We start from the raw sequence: 20,550 nt of genomic DNA, 5'->3' as shown, positions 1-20,550 counted from the left end.
GGGCCGCGCAGTGTCGCCTCGCGAACCAGGAAATAACAACATGCACTCCACCTGCATCGCCCCCGGCATCGCTGCCATCACCCCGGCCATGATCGAGATACGCCGGGCCATCCATCAACAGCCCGAATTGGGTTTTGAAGAGTTCGCCACCAGCGCCCGGGTGGTCAGCCACTTGCGTGAATGGGGCTACGAGGTCCACCAAGGCCTGGCCGGTACTGCCGTGGTCGGCACCTTGCGCAATGGCAAAGGCCCCACCCTGGGCATGCGCGCCGAGCTGGACGCTTTGCCCATCGCGGAACAGAGCGGCCGTCCCTGGGCCAGCACGGTGCCGGGCAAGATGCACGCCTGTGGCCATGATGGGCACACGGCGATGCTCCTGGCCGCCGCCTGCGAGCTGGCCCGCGAGCGCCACTGGCGCGGCACCCTGCATCTGTTCTTCCAGCCCGCCGAGGAAGGCCACGGCGGTTCCGGGGCCAAGCGCATGCTCGACGAGGGCGTGTTCGAGCGCTTCCCATGCGACGCGGTATACGCTCTGCACAACTCCCCCGGCATGCCGCTGGGCCAGTTCGGCGTGCTCGCCGGCCCACGCATGGCCTCCACCGACAGCGTGACCATCGTCATCCATGGCAACGGCGGTCACGGCGCGATGCCTGACCGGGCGATCGACCCGGTGGTGGTGGGCGCCTCGCTGGTGCTGGCGTTGCAGACCATCGTCTCGCGCAACGTGCCGCCCAGCGAAACCGCGATCATCACCGTGGGCGCCTTCCTGGCCGGCGATGCCGCCAATGTCATCCCTGGCCAGGCCGAGCTGCGCCTGAGCGTGCGGGCGCTGGACCCCACGGTGCGCGGCCTGCTGCGCCAGCGCATCCAAGCCTTGGCCCAGCACCACGCGCAAAGCTACGGGGCCGCCGCCGAAGTGAGTTTCGGCGAAGGCTACCCGGTGCTGGTCAACGCCCCCCAGGCCAGCCAGTTGGCCGAACAGGTGCTGCGCGACTGGCTTGGCGACGAAGGCCTGGCGCAGGGCCAGAAACCGATCTGCGCCAGCGACGACTTTGCCTTCTGGCTCGAACAGGTGCCTGGCTGCTACCTGCTGATCGGCAACGGCGAAGGCAGCGGCAGCTGTGAAGTGCACAACCCTGGCTACGACTTCAACGACCTGGCACTGCCCTTGGGCGCAACCTTCTGGGTGCGGCTGGCGCGGCGCTTCCTGGCCTGACGGCCACAGCAAGAGAGCAACGACGATGACAACAAAAACAACAGACTTCGCCATCGACACCAGCGCCCCACAGCCCAGCAAGCGCCGCGCGATCGCCGCGATCTGCGTGGGCAATGCCCTGGAGTTCTATGACTTTCTGGTCTACAGCCTGCTGGCCACACTCATGGCCAGGCTGTTCTTCCCCTTCAGCGACCACCCGCTGGTCCCACTGATGCTATCGCTGGCCGTGTTCGGCACTGGCTTCGTGATGCGGCCGCTGGGTGGTCTGGTGATCGGCCTGTATGCCGACCGCGTCGGGCGCAAGGCAGCCATGCGCCTGACCCTGTGGCTGATGGCGTTCGGCTCGCTGCTGTTCACCATCGCCCCCACCTATGCCCAGGCCGGCCTGCTAGGCCCGGCCGTGGTGATCGCCGCGCGCCTGCTGCAGGGCTTTGCCGTGGGGGGTCAGATCGGCACCTCGACCACCATGCTCATGGAGTACGCCGACAAGCATTCGCGTGGCTACTACTGCAGTTGGCAAACCTTCAGCCAGAGCCTGGGCATTTGCATCGGCGCGTTGATGGTCACCCTGCTGAGCAACCTGCTCAGCCACGAGTCCATGGACAGCTGGGGCTGGCGGCTGATCTTCGCCATGGGCCTGCTCGCCATACCGGTCAGCGAATACATTCGCCATCGCCTGGAAGAAACCCACGCCCATCGCCAGGCTTCGCGTAGCCGCCCGCCGGTGTCCCAGGGCAAGCAACTGGCCCTGTTGCTTCAACACCCGCGCTCGATGCTGGCAGGCGTGCTGCTGGTGATCGGTGCCACCGTGCCGATCTACACCATCCAGTTCTACCTGGCCAACCATGCCATCGGCGTACTCGGCATGCCCCTGGCCAGTGGCACCTGGGCGGCGATCGTGGCCTGCCTGCCACCGCTGCTACTGTCGGCCCATGCTGGCCGGCTGAGCGACCGCATCGGCCGACGCAAGGCGATCTTCTGGCCACTGCCGATCCTGCTGCTGGCGATCTACCCGGCGTTCCTGCTTCTCAACCAACACCCCAGCCTGCCGGTGCTGTTGGCCGTGGTGTTCATGCTGAGCATCCCGCTTACCTATACCATCGTGCCCAACCTGGCAATCCTGCCGGAGCTGTTCCCCACCCGCATCCGCGCCTGCGGCATGTCGTTGGCGTACTGCGTCGGCGTGGCCCTGTTCGGCGGTTTCGCCCAGCTGTTCGCCGCAGGCCTAGTCAGCCTCACCGGCAACACCAACGCCCCGGCGTTCTACATCATTACGGCGATCCTGCTGTCGCTGGTTGGTCTGAAACTGGCCCCGGAAACCGCCGGCAAAGACCTCGATTGACCCCCGGCTCAGGGATGAGCCCTCCCCTTTCCTCATACCCACAGGCCTTGCGCCTGCGATAACCGGCTGCGCCTAGAACAAGAAAAACAGGTGAACCTCCATGCTCCATCGCCACGCCACACTGCTGTGCACCGCCCTGCTGGCCACCGACGCCCTGGCCGAACCTCAGGGCCTCGTCGAAGACAGCCAACTGGAGCTACGCAACCGCAACTTCTATTTCAACCGCGACTTTCGCAATGGCGCCAGCAACAGCCAGGGCGACAATGCCGCGCGCCCTGCCAGCGAGCGCAAGGGCTACCGCGAGGAATGGGCCCACGGCGTGATGCTCGGCCTCACCTCCGGCTACAGCCAGGGCGCACTGGGCCTGGGGCTCGATGCCCATGCACAGCTCGGCCTCAAACTCGACAGCGGTCCGGGGCGCACCGGTACCCTGCTGTTGCCGGTCAGCCATAACCGCCAGCGCAACGCCGAGGTAGCGAACGACTACAGCCACGTTGGGGGTGCGCTTAAGGCGCGAGCATTCGCCAGCGAGGTGAAATGGGGCGAGATGCGCATCTCGACCCCAGTGTTCACCACCGCCGACAGCCGCCTGCTGCCAGAGATGGCCACCGGGCTGTACCTGCGCAACGATGCTCTGGGTGGTTTGCTGCTCGAAGCAGGACACTTCACGGCCTACCGCGACTTCACCTCCAGCAATGGCGACGACAGCCTGCGAACCCGATACTCCGACGTAGCGGTGAGCAGCCTGGACTTCCTCGGTGCCACCTACCAAGTCAACAAGACCCTCAGCGTCAAGCTGTTCCACGCCCGCGCCGAGGACAACTGGCTGCAGAACTACCTGAACATTAACCAGGACATCCCCTTCTCTCCGGCCAGCGGCCTGAACTTAGACCTGCACCTGTACCGTAGCGACGACACCGGCCGCGCCCTCTCCGGCCGGGTGGACAACACCAGCTGGAGCCTGGCCGGCGCTTGGCGCCACGGCGCTCACCGCATCACCCTGGCCTACCAGCAGATCGACGGCGACACACCTTTCGACTATGTCGGTGGCCTATCCATCGACCTGGCCAACTCGGTGCAGATATCCGACTTCAACGCCCCCGGGATGACGTCCCGCCAGGCGCGGTACGACCTCAACATGGCGGCATACGGCATCCCCGGCCTAAGCTTGATGGCCCGCTACGTCTCCGGCAGCAGCGCCAGTGATGCGCAGTGGCGCCCTGAGCGGCACTATGCGGGCGGCCCGCTCTCAAGCTACGGCCAGTACGATGGCGCCCGCTGGCACGAGCTGGATCTGGAATTGCGTTACGTGGTGCAACACGGGCCAGCCCAGGACCTCTCGGTGCGCACGCGGTTAGCCAACTATCGCGGCAACCAAGAGGCGCAGGTGGACCTGCCGGACATCAATGAAGTGCGGCTCATCGTCGAATATCCACTGAAGTTTTAAGTTATGGAACCTGATGCTCAGGCTGCCCCAAAGACACAGGGAAAAATCATAGTATTCTGAGCGTCCGATTTGGGTCGATATTAGTCCACGCCCGGCAGCTAACGATCCTAAGCAGACGTCCAGGTTAATCCCGCCCCTACAGGTTCAGCGGCAGCTCAGGGTCGAGAACGGTCAATGTCGAGTGACCGCCTTCGAACCATGGCAGACGTATATATAAGGCTGCATCCAACCCGGGCGAACCCTCCTGGCCAGTAGATCGGCATCAGCCAGGCTGTCCCAGCAGGCCGGAAACTGAGAGCGAAGCTAGAGCATGACAATTGGCCGTCAAGATGACCTCGCCTATTCCATTCTGCTGATCACCCCCTTCCTTTTATACGCAAGCATGGGCACGGATCCTGTTCATACAGGCACCTGGTATCTGCTGGTGACACCTGTAGTGACGCTCCTGCCGGGCTTGATCCTGCGCGCCCCCGCGTTGTTCCTCACGGGAACGACAGCAGCCGTGCTAGCGAGCCTTTCGTGCTACCTGAGCATCATCTTCAACCAGGCTCGCACCGATGGGCTGCTTGCACTTGGGCACCTGTTTTCCATGCCCGGCATCTTGCTGGGCACGGGGCTGTCTGCCTGGCTATTGAGGTTTCGCGTGAACGCAAGCTTGCCATGGCTTGTTGCAGGCATTGCATTTCTGGGGGCAACCCTTGGCTTCATGATCGTCCAGATGGTCGTGTGCACTACTGTGATGTATTGCAGTGCCCTGTCTTTTGGCGTTTGGGGATGAAGGAGTGGCACGTCTGTTCCTGTTCTTGGGTCGCATTGCGAGTCATTGCACCTACACCTGAAGATGCCATAGGCTGCCTCCTCATCAATCGATGCTACTGGCGCTGGGTAAACGATGATCGACTTACAAGGATGTGCAACGCTCTCCGGTCTGGCGTGCCTGCCTGTCGGGCCCTCTGATGTAGAAATGATCTGCTCGCACCGCCAGGAAATGTTTCTTGAGGCGGGTGGGGATCCTGAACAACTCCGGCTCATGACTCAGCACTTTCGCCCATGGCTGCAGGAACGGCTTGGTGACGGTCGGTACTACGGATTCAAGCTCCTGGATGGCGACCAACCGGTCGCTGCCATTGGCCTGATGAGCATTGACTGGCCGCCCCATCCCTCGCACCCAACCCTGGACAAGCGTGGCTACGTGTTGAACGTGTTCGTCCAGCCGGCCTACCGTCGCCGGGGGCTGGCTTCGGCCTTGATGCAGGCTGCCGACGCCGAGTTCGCCCGCCGTGGCATCACCTTCGCGGTCTTGCACGCCACCGAGACAGGCAAACCGGTCTATGCGCAAGGCGGTTGGGCCGGAACGGCGGAAATGGCCAAATCCATTACGTGATCGTGAACGCCGTTACCAGAAGCGCCAACTCAGCCTGGCTCGTATTCTGGGCTATCCGCGGCAAACGGCGAAAAACAGGGTTGCCAACGATTGTTGGCGAACTGCCATCATCCGATAGGCATAATGCAGCTATCTTTTAGCCTCTTGGACCAGTCGCTGCCCGATGAATACCCTGCTCGTCATCCTCCTCGCCACCCTGCCCAGCCTGGCGCTGCTATGGGTGCTGCACCGCCAGCGCCAGCAGCAGCGCAGCCTGCTGGCGGCGTTGGACGTGGGCATGGTGCAACTGGCCCGTGATGGCCGTGTTTGCTGGCACAACTCGGCCGCAGCCGAACTGCTCGGCTGTGCCAACACGCCCCTGCTGGGCCTGCACCTGCGCGAACGCCTGCCGCAGTTGGCCACGCCTGCCGGCGCGGTGCAGGTCACAGGCGACGATGGCCAGCCACGCGCGCTGCACATCAGCCAGCAAGGCGCGGCCAATGCCAGGCACTGGCTGATGATCCGTCCGCTGCTGGTCGAGGCCGAACGCTTCCAGCGCAGCCAGTATTTCGCCCGTATCGGTACCTGGGACTGGGACATCGACACCAACCGCCTGTACTGGTCCGATGCCATCTACGGCATGTTCGGCTATTCGGTCGCGGCCGTGACACCCAGCTACGAACTGTTCTGCAACGCGGTCCATCCGGACGATCGCGCCCATGTGCGCGCCGGCGAATTGCGCTGTATCGAAACCGGCGAGAACCACGACGAAGAATACCGGGTGGTGTGGCCAGACGGCACGCTGCACTGGCTGCGCGAGACCGGCAATGTGGTCAAGGACGAACGTGGCACGCCCATCAAGATGATGGGCGTGGTGCGTGATATCACCGAGGAGAAAGCCTGGGCCAACCAGCTGCACCGACTCGCCCACCATGACCCGCTGACCGGCCTGCCCAACCGCCTGGTGTTCGAGGAACGCCTGGAGAGCGCCCTGGCCTTGGCGCGGCGCAACCACAGCCGTGTTGCCCTGGTGTTCATTGACCTCAACGATTTCAAGGCGATCAACGACAGCCTTGGCCACGCGGCGGGCGATCAGGTGCTACAGACCACCGCGGCCCGCCTGCACGAGGCACTGCGCAACTCGGACAGCGTGGCGCGCCTGGGTGGCGATGAGTTCGTCACCGTGCTGGAAGGCCTGTCGGCCGAGCGCACCCCCGAGGATGAGGCCCGGGTGATCGCGCAGCGGCTGCTGTTGCCGCTGGACGCCCCCATCCGCCTGGGCGACACGTTGCAGCGGGTCGGCGTCAGCCTGGGCATCGCCCTGTTCCCCGATCACGGGCAGACCCGCGACCAGCTGATCCATGCTGCCGACCTGGCGATGTACGAAGCCAAGCGCAGCGGCAACAATCAATACCGCCTGGGCCAGGCGCAGGCGCTGCATGTGCGCAATGGCTGAACCAGACAGCGACGCACTGGCCACACGAAGCGGCTCGAATATCAAAACCTTCAACAGGAGCGTTTCACAAAGATAATCTCGGGATCGCCCTCATCCAGGTTCTCGACATAACCGCTCTTGATGAAACCGAACGTTCCGAGCAGTTTCTGCATCGGTTCATTGGAGGCATTGGTCGAGGTGAACAACTTTGCGGCCCCGCACTGAGACGCCAAGGCACGGAGGATTGAGGAACCGACGCCGTGACGGCGCTGTGAGTCCCTTACCATGATGAGCGGGATGAACGCCTGACCAAAGAACGAAAAATCAAGCACACCATACCCCAGCAACATTGACGCATCGCGAGCGTCCACTGCCACCCAGCACTGGCCGGCCATTACTGCTTGCACAATGAACGCTCGGCGCCCTGGATCCCGGTTGGCGATTGCATCCAGATCAACCAACCTATCAATATCGCCGCTGGAGGCGAGCCTTACATTTAACTGGGCAGTCATGGTTACACCGCGAGGTGGGCTGGACATCCTAGTGTAATTGTCTGGGCGAAGCCCAGGCGCGGACCTCGAAGGGTCTGCGCCATCCCTGCTCCCGTCAGAAACTGCCTTTGAGCGTCAGCATGAAGTTGCGCGGCTCACCGTAGTAGTTGCCCCAGCCAGTGGCCCCCACCGTCGAGTAGTAGCGCTTGTCCAGCAGGTTGTTGCCGTTCAACGCCAGGCTCCAGTGCTCGTCCAGGCGATACTGCACGCGACCACTCCACAGGGTGTAGCCCGCCTGCTCGATCTTCAGGTTACCCTGGCGGCGGAAGTTGTCGCTCTGGCTGGAAACCCCGGCACCCAAGGTCCAGCGCTCGAGCGCGCCCGCGAGCTGGTAGTCGCCCCAGACTTTGAGCATGTGCCGCGGAATGAAGCTGGAGGTGAACGTCAGCTCGGTCGGGTCGGTCGCGTTGATAGTCTCCAGGTACTTGGTCTGGGTGTAGGTATAACCCGCCAGCACTTGCAGGCGATCGATCGGCGAGCCGCTGATTTCGGCCTCGAAGCCCTGGGCGCGGACCTTGCCGCTGTCGGTGTAGCAGTAACCGTCGCTCGAACCGCCGCAGACACCCACGTAGTCGGTTTCGGCACGGTGGTCTTCGAGGGTGCGGAAGAGGTTGAACGCCGTATTGAGGTTACCGTCGAACAGCTCGCCCTTGATGCCCAGCTCATAGCTACCGCCGGTCTTGGGCTGCAGCGACTGCCCATTGGCGGTGCTCAAGTTGCCTTGTGGCTGGAAGATCTGCGCATAGCTGGCGTAGGCCGTCCATTGCTCGTTCAGGTCGTAGAGCAAGGCGCCGAAGGGCGTGACTTCACCGTTTTCCTTGCTGCGGATGTGCTCCCAGGTATTCCAGCGCTGTGTGTAGGAATCGCGGTCGTTGCGGTACCAGCTGACTCGGCTGCCCAGCACCAGGGTAAGGGGTTCGGCCAGCTTCAGCCGCAGGTTGGCATAGGTGCCCCACTGGCGGGTGGTGGAATCGGTCGGGAACGGGCCGCCGCGAAGGGTGCCCGTGGCGTAGTCGCCCTTCGTTGGGCGTGGGAAGTCGTCCGATGGGGCGAACGGGTTTTGCTTGCCGCTCAAGGCCAGCAGTGCGAAGTAGTCGTGGTTGTCCTGGCGGCTGGCGTTGGCGCCGACAATCAGTTCGTGTTCGAGGCCGAACGCCTCGAATTTGCCATCGATGTAGGTATCGAAGCCGTAGTCGGTCTGGTCGTAATCGAAGCGGCCCGAGTAGCGCCCCATCGCCCCAGTGGTGGCGCCGACGGGTATCGAGCCCTCGGCGTAGCCGTACTCGATGTTCTGATTGTTGTGGGTGTAGACCGACGCGAAGTTCAGTGACCAGTCATCGTTGAAGCGATGCTTGAGGTCGGCGAAGCCAGTGATGCGCTCGCTTTGCAGGTCATTCCAACTGGCACCCAGGCAGGTCGAGCGGGACAGCTTGAGGTCGCTGCCATCGGCATAGCGCGGCAGCCCGTGGTAGCACGGCGAGGCATCGACGTCCTCGTAGGCCAGGCCCACGCCCAGGGTGGTGTCGGGCGTCATGTCCCAGTCCAGGGCGCCGTACAGCACCTGGTCCTGGCGCTTGGCGTCGTCGTAGAAGTACTGGCGATCCTGCAGGGTCGCCACGGCTCGGCCGCGCACCGTGCCTGACTCGTTGAGCGGGCCGCCCACATCCACCTGGCCACGGTAGTTGTCCCAGGTACCGGCGGACAGGGTCAGCGTGGTATGGGCCTTGTCCTGGCCGCGCTTGCGCACGAAGTTGACGCCGCCGGCGGAGGAGCCGGAGCCCTTCATCATGCCGGCTGCACCCTTGAGGATCTCGACGCGGTCGTAGAAAGCCATGTCGCTGGAAAAGCTGTTGGCCTGCACATAGTTGCCGCCCACATCCAGTGGCACGCCGTCGTACTGGTACTGGCCATCGAGGTTGAAGCCACGAGAGTAGAAGTACTTGCCGCCCATGGGCGAGTCATAGACGGTGATGCCTGGCGTCTTGTCCAGCACCTGCTCCAGGGTATTGAGGTTCTGGTCGTCGAGCATCTTGCGGGTCATGACAGTGACCGATTGCGGCGTCTGCTTGAGTGTGTGCACGCCTTTGCCAATGGTCACTGCGCGCGCCGCGTAGGACTGCGTACCCTCACTGGTGGCATCGAGACGGTTGGCGTCGATCGTCAATGGGCCCAACTCCATTGCCGTGCCGTTGTTGGCCGGGATCAGCACATAACCGCCGTTGCCCTGGCGCTGGGCTTGCAGCCCGCTGCTGGCGAGCAGACGCAGCAAACCTTCCTCGACGCTGTAGCTGCCGTCGAGCCCGGCAGTGCTGAGGTGGCGCAGCTGCTCGGTGTCGAACGAGATGGTCACGCCCGCCTGTACGCCGAACTGGGTGATGGCGCTGCCCAGGGGGCCTGCGGCGATGTGGTAGGTATTCTGGCTGCTGGCCATGGCGTGGGCAGACGCAAGTAGCGCCCCCGGCACGCTGACGAGTGAAAGGCTGAGGGCGCACAGGCGGATGGCCTGACGCAGGCGGGTGGGTTGGCAAACGGGCATTGGGTGATCCTTGCGTGTCATGGCGGAAAGTCGCTGTCGTCGCGGCTTGTGTCATGGACGGACGAGAATCGAAATCAGCAAGATTAAGGAAAACTTTTTTTGCTCAGGGCTCAGGCAGGCTCCACGCTCACCCAGTAGCGACTCAGGTAGCGCACCCTCACTGGCAGGGATTTGGGCAGGTTGGCCAAGGCGACATCGGTGTCGTCGATGCGGAACGACCCGGAAATACTCAGGCCGTGTATGGCCGGAGCGCAGCGCAACACCCCGGCCCGATAGCGCCCCAGTTCATCGATGAAGTCGCCCAGGCGCCAATCGTTCACGCTCAACATCCCCTGGACCCAGGCCGTCGAATCTGCGGGCAGGGCCTGGGCGCTGGCGATGCTGTCGCGGTCAAAGCCCACCTGCTGCCCGGCGTCCAGGCGCAGCACCTGGTCGAGGTGGTGCAGCGGACGTATCTCGACGGCCGACTGCAACACACCAACCCGCGTCTGCTTCGGTAGCTGGCGCACGCTGAACCTTGTGCCCAACGCCCGTACACTGCCGTTGTCGGTGTGCACGATGAACGGGCGCCGGGCAGGGTCGCTGGCGGTGCTGACCAGGATCTCACCCCGGTAAAGGTGGACAGCCCGAACCTGCGCGTCGAAACGCACATCCAACGCGGTGTCGACGTTCAGCTCCAGCTGCGAGCCATCGTCCAGGCGCAGCGAGCGCCGCTCGCCGGTACCGGTGCGCCGCTGGGCGAGCAGGGCCTGGTAAGGCACCTGCTCGCTGGCCAGCCAGGTACCGCCCCCGACGGCCAGCAGCATGCCCAGTACCTTGAGCACTTCGCGGCGCTGAGCCTGGGCCGCGCCCAGGCTCGACAGCGCGGCCTGGCGCGGCACACTCGCCCATTGCCGCTGGAGTTTCTCCACCCGCGCCCAGGCTTCGGCATGCGCCGGGTCGGCGGCCAGCCACGCCTGCCAGGCCTGGGTTTGCGCTACGTCCTCATGGGCATCATTGAGCTGCACATACCAGGTCGCGGCAGCTTCGAGAGTCTTCAGATCCACAGCCCGGCGCCTCAGCTCTCGACCACGAGCAGGCAACGGGTCATCGCCCGGATCAGGTGGTTCTTCACTGTCGTGACCGATACCTCGAAGCGTTCAGCGACCGCCGCGTAGGTCAGCCCTTCCAGTTGCACCGCAAGGAAGATATCGCGGGTTCTGGGGCCGAGCTCATCAAGCAGTGCATCGACCGCTACCAGCATCTCGATGATTGACAGGCGGATCTCCGGCGACACTTCGACCGGCTCGGGTCGCAGGGCCAACGCCTGCAGGTAGGCCTGCTCGATGGTCCGGCGCCGAACCTTGTCGATCAGCAGTGCCCGGGCGATGGCGCTGAGGTAGCTGCGCGGCTCCCGGATGGGCAACTGGTTACGGGCGGTCATGACCCGCAGGAAGGTGTCGTGGGCCAGGTCGGACGCATCGGCGGCATTGCCCAGGCGGGTGCGCAACCAGCTTTTCAACCAGCCGTTGTTTTCGCTGTACAGCTGGTGAAGCGCCAAACGGTCGAACGTCGACATAGAGCGGGACCCAGGATGTAAATGGTAATTGCTCGCATTGTCTCGATGTGGCGGAATGAATGCAAGGTCCGGGTCTGCTGGCTTGGGGTTGTGCAGGTCCGTCAGGTTCGCTACAGGCCTTGGGAGAATTCAACCTGCTCCCAGCTGGCGCGGGCAAGTGCATAGCACGTCCACAGCCTGGGCGCGTTTGAAAGGTTCAACTGCGCGTCGTGCAGGTACCTGGCACCCAATTTCATCGTGGCCTTTTGCGAGCGAATGTTTGTCGGTGCGATATGGAAAAACACGGTGTCATACCGTTTCAACGCATGCTCGAGCATCAAGCGCTTGAGCTCACGATTGCTGCCCCCCAGTGCGCCCCCACCAAAAAAGTAAAGCCAATGGCGATGCTGTCGGGCTGGTCTGGCGGGGTGTAGTAACTCGACCCATCGATCACCCTTTCCTGCTGGACGTCAAAGACCGCAAACGCCTTTCCGGTAGCCCGCAATGTCGCGATAGGGTTCGAACACCTCGCGCTTGTAGCGGTCGCTGGACGGGTGGCCTCCCCAGATCTCAGGGTCGCTTGCCGCCACAAGCATCGCTTCGAAGTGATGCTCGGTGAGGGGTTCAAGCCTGAGCGAGGGTCCTGACAGGACGGGTTGGCAATCAACGTCCTTTTGCGGCATGGCCTGTGCTTTCTCATCAGTGAATGGCTCGAGTCTACATGCTTGACGCGTGCAAGAAAGGTCCAATCGTGGCGCCTTGCTTGGTGCCCTCTTTTGGCCCATGCCCCCACCCGCTACCCTGCGTTTGCCCGACTGGAAAACCGCTGCGCCGTATGACCAACAGCTGCAGGGTAATGTGCGCAAGCGCATCGCCGAAGTGCTGCAAGCATCGGCCGAGTGATCACATCACCCATACCTGTAGCCCACGCCCAGAAAAACAATGCAGCACCCGCCTGCTGCTTTTTCTATCATGGCGGCCTCTTACTCTTTACCCGAGACCGCCATGACCCTCCCCGCCTTCCGCACCGCCAACCCCGCCGACGTCGACCGCTGCTTCGAGATCGAAATCAGCGCCTACGAAGGTGACGAAGCTGCGACCCGCGAGAAGATCGCCACCCGCATCGCCCAGTACCCGCAAGGCTTCCTGATCATGGAGCTGGCGGGTGAAGTGATCGGCTTCATCAACTGTGGCTGCGCCCACCAGGTGGTGATGTCCGACGAGGCGTTCAAGGAGCTGGTGGGCCATGACAGCGCTGCGCCCAACGCCGTGATCATGTCGGTGGTGATCGACCCGGCCCACCAGGGCAAAGGCTACGCCAGCCTGATGATGCGCACCTTCGTCGAGCGTATGCAGGCAATGGGCAAGCGCACCCTCCACCTGATGTGCAAGGAGCGCCATGTCGAGCTGTATGCGCGCATGGGCTATCGCTACGTCAAGCCTTCGGCCTCCGACCACGGTGGCATGGCCTGGCACGAGATGGTGATGGTGCTGCCGGGCTGAGGCGCATCAGCGGGCTTGTGTCAGGCGGATGATCTGCCGCGCAATGAATGCCCCGGTCAGGATGACCCCGAGCAAACGCAGCGTCTGCATGGCCAGCACCAGCCCGACATCGGAATGGGTTTCCACCGCAATGATGGCCATGGCGTCCAGCCCGCCCGGGCTGGTGGCCAGGTACATCGACAGAAAATCACTGCCGGTGGCCCGCGCCAGCAACCAGGCGCAGGCGGCGCACAGCACAATCAGCACCACGGCGCCGAGGATCATGGTCGGCAACTGCCTGCACACGTAGCGCAGGGTCTGCCGGTCGAAGCGCAAGCCGATGTAGCAGCCGATCGCACCGTAGGCGAAGGCGAGCAAGGCCTCGGGCATATGGATGTCGAGCATTCCGGCAAGCTGCAGGCCACCACCGATGACCAGCGGCAGCATCAGTGCCCCTGCCGGCACCCGCGCACCCAGGGTGATCCCGACCATGATCACACCCAGCCCCAGCGCCACGTCCGCCCACTGCGTGTCCTGAACGTCGGATGAGGTGACCGGCGCCAGCTCCGCGCCGATGCCCGCGCCAAGCCAGTGGCTGACCATCGAGCCGATCATCACCACGCACACCACCCGCACGTACTGCATGGTCGCCACTACCCGTGGGTCGGCGCCGTGTTCTTCGGACATCGCCACCATCGCCGACGCCGCCCCCGGCGCAGTGCCCCAGGCCGCGGTGCTGCCTGGGATGCCGCCAAAGCGCACGGTGCCCAGCCCTACCAGGGCACTGATCAGCACGGTGAGCACGGTGGCGAACAGCATCAGTTGCCATGACTGCGCCAAGGCTGCCAGTACCGACCAGGTCATCGAGTGGGCCACCAGCAACCCGACACAGCCCTGGCCGAAGCGGAACACCTGCTTGTGCAAGCGGATGCTCGCGCCGCTCATGCCGAAGCCGATCGCCACCAGCATCGGCCCGAGGAACAGCCCGGCGGGCACAGCCAAGTGATGCAGCCCCTGCCCTGCCCCTGCGGCGAGCAGGACCAGCAAGAGCCATTGCAAAGAAATGGTGGTAGGCAAGGTCGAAATCCCCCGTACAGAGCGGCCGCGAGTGCGAACCGTGAGGAAATTATCGACGCCATGATTCATCAGGTCTATTTTCTACTTTCGATGAATCGATAACTGAAATTCATGAATCATGGACCTACGCGACCTGACCTACTTCGAGACCATCGCCGAGCTCGGCCACCTCGGGCGTGCGGCTGAAAAGCTCAACCGCAGCCAGCCCGCCCTGAGCAAGAGCATCCAGCGCCTGGAGGAATCACTGGGCACACGGCTGTTCCAGCGCGACGGCCGGCGCATCAAGCTGACCGATGTCGGCGCGCTGCTATTGGCACGGGGCAAGGAGTTGCGCCTGAGCATCAGCGAAACCGAGCGCGAAGTGCGCGATTTCGCCAGCGGCCTGACCGGCAACATTCGCCTGGGCTGTGCGGCGAGCATGGCCGAGCACCTGCTGCCGCAACTGGTGGCCAGCCTGCTGGAGCGCGCCCCCGACCTCACCCTGAGCCTGACCATCGGCCAGGACGACGTGCTGCGCGAGTCGCTGCGCGCCGGCCGGCTGGACGCCATCATCTGCCCGCTGATCGTCGAAGACCCGCAGTTCATCGCCCACCCGCTGATCCAGGACGAAGCCGTGGTGGTGGCCAGCGCCGACCACCCGATCTTCAGCCAGCCTTACACACTCAAGGACCTGTGCCAGTACCGCTGGGTGCTGGCAGGGCCGACGGTCACGGCCAGGCGCTGGATCGACAACGCTTTTCTTTCGCGCCAGTTGCCAGCGCCGGTGGCGCAGATCGAAACCAACTCGATCTCGCTGCTGCCACGGCTGATCGCCCGCACGCGGCTGCTGAGCTTCCTGGCCCGGGAAACCTTGGAGCACGGCCAGGGCATGGCGCAACTGCGCGAGGTGCGGCTGGCCGAAACCACCATGAGTCGCACGGTGGCCTTGCTGACCCGTGCCGAGGGCTACATGCCGCCGGCGGCGCAGATGATGGTGGCGCTGCTAAAGGGCAGCTCGTTGCAACTGGCGTTGTAGTTAGCACGCAAAAATGCCCGGAGTTCGGCTCCGGGCATCAGGTCAAACGCTATCGGCAGGGCTTAGAAACTCGCCTTCACCGACACCATGAAGTTGCGCGGCTCACCGTAATAGTTGCCGAAGGTTTCGGTACCGATGGTGCTGTAGTAACGCTTGTCGAACAGGTTGTTGCCGTTGAGCGCCACCGACCAGGTGTCGTCGATGCGGTAGCCGATGCGGCCGTTCCAGATGGCATAACCGGCCTGGATGATTTTTTCGCCACTGGCCGGCGACACCCGGTAGTTATCGCTTTGCGCGCTGACCCCGGCACCCACGCTGAATTTCTCCAGCGCCCCGTTCAGGGCGTACTCACCCCACATGCGCAGCACATGCCGCGGCACATAGCTGTTGAACGCCGCGCCGTTCAGGCTGCTGTCGATATCGTCGAGGGTCTTGGTCTGGGTGTAGGTGTAGCCGGCGAGCAGTTGCAGGCGTTCGGTGACTTCGCCGCTGATCTCGGCCTCGAAGCCTTGCGCGCGAACCCTGCCGGCGTTGACGTAGCAATAGCCATCGGAGGACGGGCAGGACAAGTTGTAGTCGGTCTGCGCCTGGTCTTTCTGGATGGTGCGGAACAGGTTGAAGGCGCTGTTGAGCCGACCATCGAACCAGGCGCCCTTGATCCCCAGCTCATAGCTTTGCCCCACCAAAGGCTTGAGTGCCGAACCGTCTTCGGAGCGGTAGTTGCCTTGCGGGGTGAAGATGTCCGAATAGCTGGCGTAGGCGGTGAGGTTGTCATTGAGGTCCAGTAGCACGCCGGCAAAGGGCGTGACCTGCCCGGTCTCCTTGCTGCGCGAATGCTCTGAGGTGCCCGTGTTGATGAAGTCGGAGTCGGTCTGGGCGCTGTACCAGCTCACCCGGCCACCCATGACCAGGGTCAGCGGGTCGGCCAGTTTCAGGCGCAGGGTCGAGTACATCCCCTTCTGCTTGATGACCGACTTGACCGGCCCGCCACGGGACGAATTCCTGATGAAGTAGCTGTCGTCCGGCTCGGGTATGAACTTGTTCGGGTTGAACACATTCTGGCGCTGCGGCAAGAACGCCACCGAGTAGAAGTCATCCTTGTTGGAACGGCTGGCGTTCATGCCCAGCACCAGTTCGTGGCGCTGGCCGAAGGCGTCGAACTTGCCATCCACGTAGGCGTCCAGGCCGTAATCGACCTGGTCGTAGTCGTACAGGCTGCCGAGCACGCCGGTGGTGTTGACGCCGGGCGTCACGGCACCCGAGGCGAAGGCGTACTTGATGTCCTGGGTGTTCTTTGTGTAGACGCTGGCGACCTTGAGGCGCCAGTCGTCATTGAACGGGTGGGTAAGGTCGCTGAACACCGTGGTGCGCTGGCTGCGCCAGGTGTTCCACGAGGGGTCCAGGCAGGTCGAGCGGCTGAGCTTGAGGTCGCTGCGGTCGCGGTAGCGCGGCATGCCGCCCCAGCAGGGGTTGGCGTCGACGTCTTCATAGGCGACGCCCAGCCCGACCGTGGTGTCGGGGCTCAGGTCGGCGTCGAGGGCGCCGTAGTACACCTGGTCCTTGCGGCTGGCATCGTCCACCGAGTAATGCCGGCTCTGTTCGGCGACCACGGCGCGGCCACGCAAGGTGCCGCTGGCATTGAGTGGGCCGCCGGTGTCCACCTGGCCGCGGTAGTTGTCCCAGCTGCCACCGGAGAGGGTGATATCGGTATGCGCCTCGGCCTGGCCGCGCTTGCGCACAAAGTTCACCCCGCCGGCAGTGCCGCCTGAGCCCTTCATCATGCCGGCGGCGCCACGCAGCACCTCGACGCGGTCGTAGTAGGCCATGTCGCTGCTGAAGCTGTCGGCCTGCACGTAGAGGTTGCCCATGTCCAGCGGCACACCGTCGTACTGGTACTGGCCCGACATGCGAAAGCCGCGCGAATAGAAGTATTTGCCGCCCATGGTCGAGTCGTAGACGGTGATGCCCGGGGTCTTTTCCATGACCTGGTCGATGGTGTTGAGGTTCTGGTCATCGAGCATCTTGCGGGTCATCACGGTGACCGACTGCGGGGTCTCCTTGAGCGAGTGTTCTCCCTTGCCGATGGTCACCGCGCCGGTGGTGTACGAACCGCTGTTCTCGGTGGTGGCACCGAGCAGCTGGCCGTTGACGGTGGTGGCGCCCAGTTCCAGCGCCGCGCCGCTGGAAGGGGCGGCGCGCAGCACATAGGTACCATTGGCCTGGGGTTCGGCCTGCAGGCCACTGCCGCCGAGGATGCGCGCAAAGCCTTCACTGACGCCGAAGGAGCCCTTGAGCCCGGGCGACTGCAGGCCATCGGTTTGCCGCGCATCGAAGGAAATCGCCGCACCGGCGGCGCTGGCGAACTGGCTGAGCACTTCGGTCAGGCTGCCGCCAGCAATGTCGAAGGCCTTGACCGCGCTCTGGCGCGAAACCGCCCCCTGTGCCGCTAACGTTGCCGTGGACCAGACGCTGGAAACGCTTACCGCCAACAACCCCACCTTTACCGCCGTCGCCAGACGCCCCGCCTTGAATACCGCAGACATGCCTATCCTCCCCCAAAACAACGATCAATTAAGCGCATTGAGGGATGAGCCGAACGATGCGGATAAAAAGTGCAAAGCCGTAGAAAGAATTTTTACGTCACTGACGCGATGCATCGGCAGGCGGCGAAACGTTCACCCAATAGCGGCTGTAACGCGCCACCCGCAGCGCGAAGCCGCTTTCCAGCGCGGCCAGCGCCAGGTCGGTGTCATCGATGGGGAACGCCCCGGACACCTTCAATTGGGCGATACGCGGGTCACAGCGCAACACGCCTGTGCGATAGCGGGCCAACTCTGCCAGCAGGTCGATCAACGGGCGGTCCAGGGCAATGATGCTGCCGTGTTGCCAGGCGCCCACGCTGGCATCGTTGCGCCGTACCGCATCCACTGCACGGCCATTGAAATTCACCGATTGCCCAGCCTCGACACGCACCGTCGAGGCGCCGCTGGCCGAGCGCACTTCTACCGCTTTCTCCAGTACCGCGACCTCGCCACCGGCCCCTTCGCTGCGAACGATGAAGCGCGTGCCCAGCGCCAGGACTTCGCCATGTCGGGTGAGCAACTTGAACGGCCGGCGGGCCGGGTCGGCAGCGGTGCTTACCAGAATCTCGCCCGACAACAGCTCAAGCACACGTTGCTGGCCGTCGTAGCGCAGATTGACCGAGGTGTCGGTGTTGAGCAGCAGCGTGCCGCCGTCGGCCAGGCGGAATTCGCGGCGCTCACCGACTGCGGTACGGTAATCGGCCAGCAGTTGCTGCGAAGTGTCGCTGCGCCAGCTCAGCCAGCCCAGCGAGGCCGCCGGCACCAGCAGCGCCAAGCTGCGCAACAGCTGGCGCCGGGACGGATCGACGCCGCGCAAGGCCGGTGCAGCCAGCGCGCCGGGCACGCTGGCCAGCTGCTCGCCTACCGCCGCCATGCGCTGCCACGCCTGCTGGTGCACAGGGTCAGCAACCAGCCAGGCGTTGAAGGCGCCGCGCTCGGCGTCGGTCGCGACACCCGACTGCAGTCGCGCGTACCACTGCGCGGCGGCACTGATCGCCTTGCGCTCGGCAGCCGAAAGGCTCATGCCAGCTGCAACTCGATCTGCATCAGGCAGCAATGCTCCATGGCCTTGGCCATATGGTTGTTGACCGTGCGCAGGCCGATGCCCAGGCGCTCGGCGATCTGCGGGTAAGTCAGGCCGTCGAACTGCGAGAGGATGAACACCTGCCGCACCTTCGGCCCCAGACCTTGCAGCATGCGGTCGATTTCCACCAGGGCCTGCAGCCAGATCGCCTGCTCTTCGAGCGACGGCTGTTGCGCTTCAGGCAGGCTGGCCAACGTGTCCAGGTAGGCCTGCTCCAATGAGCGGCGACGGAACAGGTCGATCAGCAAGCCTTTGGCGATCATCGACAGGTAGGCGCGCGGTTCGCGAACCTCCAGCGCGCTGCGGGCCTTGAGCACCCGCACAAAGGTGTCCTGGGCCAGGTCCGCCGCATCGCAGGAGTTACCCAGGCGCTTGCGCAGCCAGCCTTTGAGCCAACCGTGATGGTCGCAGTACAGGTCGTTGACGGCGCTATGCAGGGACAGATCGTTGGCGGACATGGCAATAGAACAGTTCGCGAGTGGTAATGACTCTTATTGTCATGTGCGCGAGCAGCTGTTGCCAATAGCCATGGGCGCCTGCACCTTCGGGGTCGATCGCGCAGAGGCGTGTTACGGGGAGGGTTCAGGCCTGCGTCGATACAGTTAGCCAGCAGGCCTGCTGCTCAGCTTTCAGCGGTGGTAGCGGCCTCGGCACCTGCCTCGGCAGCCAGCTTCGCCCGGTCGGCCTTGCAGATGTATTTGGGCTTGCGCGGCGCCAGCTTGGCGCTGGCCTTTTTCGCGTGGGCTTTGAGGAGCTGCTTGATCTTCTTTTGGCGGTTCATTGGGTTGTCCGGGTCTGTCAGGCTGATGACGCAGGCGCCATCATACCCGGCGCGGGGCAACGTCGGCGACGGCAAGCGCTGCACGGCAATGCTGCTAGATCGGTGACAACGCGATACCCTTCCCCACCACACAGAAGCTTGAAGATTTGATACCGGGAGTATGGGATGCAAAAGCTGTTGTTACCGATCGCCATCTTCGTGAGTGTGATCGGCGTGGGCAAAGTGTGCGAACACTACGGTATGGACCCGACGCTGAAAATCGGCTTGCTGTGCCTGGTGGCAGCAGCGATACAGATTGGGTTTAGCCGATACCAGCGGTCGCGTCAGCGCGACACGAATGCCTGATTCAGGCTTATGAACTGAACGCTCGGCGGGCCTGATTCAACGTGAGGCGTGCGACAACTCAAGGACGACCCGCGCGACCATCTCTTGGGGACTGCTTGTGCCGTCAAGGCGCAACAGCGCAGCCGTTTGCGCCGAGAGCCAGCGCTCATGCCACGCCCGATTGCGCCCTGAGAAGTCCGGGTTGTCATACTGCGAGGCCCACGCCTTGAAGGCCACATGGATCTCGTGCATGTCACCGCCTGGCGCGATCCGATCGCCAAAGCGCTCTTTTTCACGTGCGGCCAGCCGTTCGAGGCGAACGGGCGTTGCGGTGTCTACGAACACAATCAGATCGACTTGAGCAAGCAGCGCCTCGCCCCACACCATGCACGATCCGGTCAACACCCAATCGTCGTCACCCAGTGCTTGCTGGATCAACGGCACGCGCTCATTGACCTCGCGTTGGGTGGTGAAAGGCGGGTTGGTCGGCATCCAGAAAAAATCATCGACATCGGCGTGCCGTGCACCGAGTTGCAGCGCCAGGTTCTGACCCAAGGTGGTCACCCCGGCACACGAGGCACCTGTAATGTAGGTCCGCACTGTTTCCTCCATGAATTCATGCTGTTTTCGGGGGCGTCAGGATACAGCACGCCAAAAGGCTTTTGACATTGACGTTCACGACGCCTATTCGCGGCTCAAGCCATGCGTACAGATCAAGCTGTGGCTGCTGAGCAGTGCCCCGAGGCTTCCCTTCGGTCAGGCGGTCATGGCAGATCGC

General features: G+C 63.6%; 19 protein-coding genes. 9 read left to right on the top strand and 10 right to left on the bottom strand.

The annotated features are described in order from the left end of the window. Window positions 1-40 precede the first annotated feature (40 nt). The 6 genes from L6D77_RS10635 to L6D77_RS10610 all read left to right on the top strand — a co-directional run bounded on the left by L6D77_RS10635 (window position 41) and on the right by L6D77_RS10610 (window position 6,824). Window positions 41-1,216, top strand: coding sequence for a M20 aminoacylase family protein (locus L6D77_RS10635; protein WP_232884152.1), 1,176 nt, complete (start codon window positions 41-43; stop codon window positions 1,214-1,216). Between the two features lie 25 nt (window positions 1,217-1,241). Beyond that, a complete protein-coding gene (locus L6D77_RS10630; protein WP_232884151.1) occupies window positions 1,242-2,558 on the top strand; it encodes an MFS transporter in 1,317 nt (438 codons plus the stop codon). Window positions 2,559-2,658: 100 nt separating this feature from the next. Further along, a complete protein-coding gene (locus L6D77_RS10625) occupies window positions 2,659-4,005 on the top strand; it encodes an OprD family porin (protein WP_232884150.1) in 1,347 nt (448 codons plus the stop codon). 310 nt (window positions 4,006-4,315) lie between these two features. Next, window positions 4,316-4,783 carry a hypothetical protein gene (locus tag L6D77_RS10620; protein ID WP_232884149.1) on the top strand — a complete coding sequence of 156 codons (468 nt, stop codon included), beginning with the start codon at window positions 4,316-4,318 and terminating at the stop codon, window positions 4,781-4,783. Window positions 4,784-4,897: 114 nt separating this feature from the next. Continuing rightward, window positions 4,898-5,389 carry a GNAT family N-acetyltransferase gene (locus tag L6D77_RS10615; RefSeq protein ID WP_232884148.1) on the top strand — a complete coding sequence of 164 codons (492 nt, stop codon included), beginning with the start codon at window positions 4,898-4,900 and terminating at the stop codon, window positions 5,387-5,389. Between the two features lie 163 nt (window positions 5,390-5,552). Beyond that, on the top strand, window positions 5,553-6,824 hold the full coding sequence (locus tag L6D77_RS10610) for a diguanylate cyclase domain-containing protein (protein ID WP_232884147.1): 1,272 nt from the start codon (window positions 5,553-5,555) through the stop codon (window positions 6,822-6,824). 50 nt (window positions 6,825-6,874) lie between these two features. On the opposite strand, the gene L6D77_RS10605 is transcribed toward L6D77_RS10610, so the two are convergent. The 4 genes from L6D77_RS10605 to L6D77_RS10590 form a co-directional block, all read right to left on the bottom strand. Then, a complete protein-coding gene (locus L6D77_RS10605; RefSeq protein WP_232884146.1) occupies window positions 6,875-7,315 on the bottom strand; it encodes a GNAT family N-acetyltransferase in 441 nt (146 codons plus the stop codon). Window positions 7,316-7,409: 94 nt separating this feature from the next. Further along, window positions 7,410-9,890, bottom strand: a complete 2,481-nt coding sequence (locus L6D77_RS10600) for a TonB-dependent siderophore receptor (RefSeq protein ID WP_232884145.1) — start codon at window positions 9,888-9,890, stop codon at window positions 7,410-7,412. Window positions 9,891-10,000: 110 nt separating this feature from the next. Further along, entirely contained in the window at window positions 10,001-10,936 is a 936-nt protein-coding gene (locus L6D77_RS10595; protein ID WP_232884144.1) for a FecR domain-containing protein, read from the bottom strand. An 11-nt stretch (window positions 10,937-10,947) separates the two neighbouring features. Then, a complete protein-coding gene (locus L6D77_RS10590) occupies window positions 10,948-11,448 on the bottom strand; it encodes a sigma-70 family RNA polymerase sigma factor (RefSeq protein ID WP_232884143.1) in 501 nt (166 codons plus the stop codon). A 984-nt stretch (window positions 11,449-12,432) separates the two neighbouring features. On the opposite strand from L6D77_RS10590, the gene L6D77_RS10585 reads away from it, so the two are divergent. Continuing rightward, on the top strand, window positions 12,433-12,930 hold the full coding sequence (locus tag L6D77_RS10585; protein WP_232884142.1) for a GNAT family N-acetyltransferase: 498 nt from the start codon (window positions 12,433-12,435) through the stop codon (window positions 12,928-12,930). 6 nt (window positions 12,931-12,936) lie between these two features. Here the strand turns inward: L6D77_RS10585 and L6D77_RS10580 are convergent, their stop codons facing one another. Further along, window positions 12,937-14,055 (bottom strand): AbrB family transcriptional regulator, encoded by a 1,119-nt coding sequence (locus L6D77_RS10580; RefSeq protein ID WP_232884141.1) that lies wholly within the window; start codon window positions 14,053-14,055, stop codon window positions 12,937-12,939. A gap of 49 nt (window positions 14,056-14,104) precedes the next feature. Between L6D77_RS10580 and L6D77_RS10575 the strand changes: the two genes are divergently transcribed. Continuing rightward, entirely contained in the window at window positions 14,105-15,001 is an 897-nt protein-coding gene (locus tag L6D77_RS10575; RefSeq protein ID WP_232884140.1) for a LysR family transcriptional regulator, read from the top strand. A 62-nt stretch (window positions 15,002-15,063) separates the two neighbouring features. On the opposite strand, the gene L6D77_RS10570 is transcribed toward L6D77_RS10575, so the two are convergent. From L6D77_RS10570 to L6D77_RS10555, 4 genes are all read right to left on the bottom strand, one after another. Beyond that, complete coding sequence (locus L6D77_RS10570; RefSeq protein WP_232884139.1) at window positions 15,064-17,544, bottom strand: TonB-dependent siderophore receptor; 2,481 nt, start codon at window positions 17,542-17,544, stop codon at window positions 15,064-15,066. Between the two features lie 97 nt (window positions 17,545-17,641). After that, window positions 17,642-18,607, bottom strand: a complete 966-nt coding sequence (locus L6D77_RS10565) for a FecR domain-containing protein (protein ID WP_232884138.1) — start codon at window positions 18,605-18,607, stop codon at window positions 17,642-17,644. Further along, window positions 18,604-19,125, bottom strand: coding sequence for a sigma-70 family RNA polymerase sigma factor (locus L6D77_RS10560; RefSeq protein ID WP_232884137.1), 522 nt, complete (start codon window positions 19,123-19,125; stop codon window positions 18,604-18,606). The genes L6D77_RS10565 and L6D77_RS10560 overlap by 4 nt, the downstream gene beginning before the upstream one ends. Before the next feature lie 164 nt (window positions 19,126-19,289). Continuing rightward, window positions 19,290-19,448: a DUF2986 domain-containing protein gene (locus L6D77_RS10555; protein ID WP_232884203.1), complete on the bottom strand. Its 159-nt coding sequence runs from the start codon at window positions 19,446-19,448 to the stop codon at window positions 19,290-19,292. 165 nt (window positions 19,449-19,613) lie between these two features. Here L6D77_RS10555 and L6D77_RS10550 point away from each other — a divergent pair, with 165 nt between their 5' ends. After that, window positions 19,614-19,793 (top strand): hypothetical protein, encoded by a 180-nt coding sequence (locus tag L6D77_RS10550; RefSeq protein ID WP_232884136.1) that lies wholly within the window; start codon window positions 19,614-19,616, stop codon window positions 19,791-19,793. Window positions 19,794-19,829: 36 nt separating this feature from the next. Here the strand turns inward: L6D77_RS10550 and L6D77_RS10545 are convergent, their stop codons facing one another. Next, window positions 19,830-20,372: a P-loop NTPase family protein gene (locus tag L6D77_RS10545; RefSeq protein WP_232884202.1), complete on the bottom strand. Its 543-nt coding sequence runs from the start codon at window positions 20,370-20,372 to the stop codon at window positions 19,830-19,832. Window positions 20,373-20,550: the final 178 nt, after the last annotated feature.

It is taken from the genome of Pseudomonas parasichuanensis (assembly GCF_021601385.1).
In the GTDB taxonomy this organism is placed as follows: domain Bacteria; phylum Pseudomonadota; class Gammaproteobacteria; order Pseudomonadales; family Pseudomonadaceae; genus Aquipseudomonas; species Aquipseudomonas parasichuanensis.
This window is presented reverse-complemented; position numbering and strand designations above follow the sequence as displayed.